Annotated in this window: 2 protein-coding genes; both read left to right on the plus strand. The window is 45.9% G+C overall.

The genetic code is table 11. The annotated features are described in order from the left end of the window. The first annotated feature begins 4 nt into the window (after nt 1-4). Nucleotides 5-154 (plus strand): sugar transferase, encoded by a 150-nt coding sequence (locus ABYT30_RS18955; RefSeq protein ID WP_373084804.1) that lies wholly within the window; start codon nt 5-7, stop codon nt 152-154. A gap of 214 nt (nt 155-368) precedes the next feature. Next, nucleotides 369-1421, plus strand: coding sequence for a glycosyltransferase family 2 protein (locus ABYT30_RS18960; protein WP_373084802.1), 1053 nt, complete (start codon nt 369-371; stop codon nt 1419-1421). The last annotated feature ends 281 nt before the right edge of the window (nt 1422-1702 follow it).

Raw genomic sequence — 1702 nt, forward strand, 5'->3', positions numbered from 1 at the left:
AGGATTGTGGCAGGTATCAGGACGCGCTGACCTGAGCTTTGAGCAGCAGATTGATCTTGATTTACGTTATATCCGCGAGCGCAGCTTGTTCACTGACATTGTAATCACTGCCAAGACTATCCCCGCTGTTTTACTGGGTGCCGGGGCCTACTAAAACTGCACGCCTGGTGTGGGTTTTAGTTTTTATTTGACGAGACAAAATGTAATGCCTTGACGAAATATGAGCTAAAGTAAGGTACTACACTGATATAGATCGATGGTTAAAAACTTAGCGCATTCTAATCTATATAAGAAGTATTTTTTGTTTGGGACTAAACGCTTACACTTAATACGGCTTAGGCATATCACATAATAAAGGAATTTCTGAAATGACCTTGTTGGACACCGACGACACCTTGATCAGTCAGAGCAGTTCGAACGTTAATGGGCCTAAGGTTAGTGTGGTTATTCCTATGTACAACGCCGCAGCTTATTTACAGGATTGCTTGGACTCGGTGTTAGCGCAAACTTTTCGTGACTTTGAAGTAATTTGTGTCGACGATGGCTCGCCAGATAACTGCGCCGAAATTATTAAGGCCTGTGATGACGAGCGGGTGCGCTTGGTACAGCAGCTTAATCGCGGGTTGGCTGGTGCACGCAATACCGGAGTACGACACTCAAAGGGCGAATATGTTGCTTTTTTAGATTCTGATGATCGTTGGGGCCCCCGTAAATTAGAGCGTCATGTTGACCATTTAGATGCGAACCCTAACATTGGGGTGAGCTACAGTGCTTCTCAGTTTATGAATGACGACGGAGAAGATATGGGTATAGGCCAGCACCCTAAGTGCGAGGGTATTTCTGCTCAGGATATTTTTTGCCGCAACCCCGTTGGTAATGGCTCCGCACCGGTGATTCGCCGCGAAACGCTCAATGATATCAAGTTTACTCGGCCAGAGTCCGGCCATGACGACACCATGTACTTTGACGAAAGCTTTCGTCAATCCGAAGATGTTGAGTGCTGGTTACGTATTGCCCTGTCAACAAAGTGGAAGTTCGCGGGGTTATCTGAGGCATTGACGTGGTATCGCGTCAACGGAGAAGGCTTGTCTGCTAACTGGCGCCGTCAACTCGAGTCCTGGGAGCGTTCGGTTGAAAACAATCGTAAGATTGACCCGGTCTTTATAGCCAAATGGGAAGGCTTGGCTCGGGCTTACCAATACCGATATTTAGCGCGCCGCGCGGTTCAGTCCCGCGATTCAGAGAGTGCTAACACGCTACTTGGTTTGGCATACAAGTCAGACAGTCGTATTTTGTTAAAAGAGTTTACTACCACGGCGGTGACCACTGTCTGCACTATCCTGTTGGCTATCTTGCCGATAAATCTATATGACAGATTCGAGCGCAAAATAATGGCGATAGCGGCTAAGCGAGGTAAGTAAAAGCGCCGGCGATACGATTCACCGTTGTTACCAGTATGCTGAGTACGCAGCTATGCCCGAATAGTAGGTCGTAGAGCTAAGCATGTTTCTCATTTTACGTTTTTTATTGATCTGATTTGCAATATGCGAATCAAGCTGGTCTAGACATAAGAGCTAACTTAAAGGGTTTGTGTAAAAGTATAATAAAAACAGTGTGTTATATCGAATTTTAGGTTTGGCATAGCGGTTGCAATAGTAATAGCAAGTTTATCTATTACTAGGGTCACACAGCCATGCAAGCC

The organism is Zhongshania sp. (genome assembly GCF_041623545.1).
Taxonomy (GTDB): Bacteria; Pseudomonadota; Gammaproteobacteria; order Pseudomonadales; family Spongiibacteraceae; genus Spongiibacter.